1 protein-coding gene is annotated in these 850 nt (G+C 36.6%); it reads left to right on the top strand.

The features are described from left to right. Nucleotides 1–850: hypothetical protein (locus AVBRAN12640_RS09875; RefSeq protein ID WP_336609182.1), on the top strand; the 850-nt coding region annotated here is incomplete at both ends.

Below are 850 nucleotides of genomic sequence, written 5' to 3'. Positions count from 1 at the left end.
AGTTTCGCGGCTGATGGAGCGGCTTTTACTAAGGCTACTTCTGAAGCAAAAGCGGATAACCATGTATTATATACTAGCGCAGCAGCAGATACTAATGGTGCTAACGGACAGGTAGTTGTAAATCTAGCTAAAGCGGATGCATGGGCAGGTGGTGGTACTGACCTTGATACTGCTCCTACAGGTGCTGCGAATTCTATTTTAAATAGCAAAAATACATTTGAAGATGTTCAGTCAGCTCACTATGAAATGGATGCAAGAATTGCAGGAGATGGGTATTCTAAAGCAAAAGCTACTGCAATACAAGATGCAATTAAAAATGGAACTGAACTAGATTTTACCGGTGTGCACGCAGCAATTCAAGGTGCTTTACATTTAGCGTTAGTTCCTGGTAATGGTGGTAATGCAACCACAGGTAATCCAAATGATCCAAATGCTTTAACTACTCAATATCAACAAGATTTAAAGGCGGCAAATGATGCTGTTAAAGCAGTATTAGATAATAATAATGGTAAACATGCAACTTTAAGCGATGCTAATAAAGCAATTGATACAGCAATAAAAGCTTTAGATAAAATAGTTGATGCAGCTAAAGGTAAAACTATGGCTACAAACGAAGGTGAAAATGGAATTGTTGCTCATGCAGCTATACAATTCTTAAAAGGTTTTAAAGAAGGCTTAAATGAAGCTAATAGAGAAGGTTTAAGTAGCATTATTGGTCTTACAGATGATACTAAGACTAACTTTGGAAGATTAAGTTTTTCATCAACTAATGGTAAAGACATAGTTGTAGAAGCTACTAGAGATTATGTTGGGGCTGATAATAAATTACATAGTATGGATGTTACAAGTG

The sequence above is a fragment of the Campylobacter sp. RM12640 genome (assembly GCF_020137595.1).
GTDB lineage: Bacteria > Campylobacterota > Campylobacteria > Campylobacterales > Campylobacteraceae > Campylobacter_E.
Note: the sequence above shows the minus strand (reverse complement) of the source record. Positions and strands in the feature narration are given on the sequence as shown.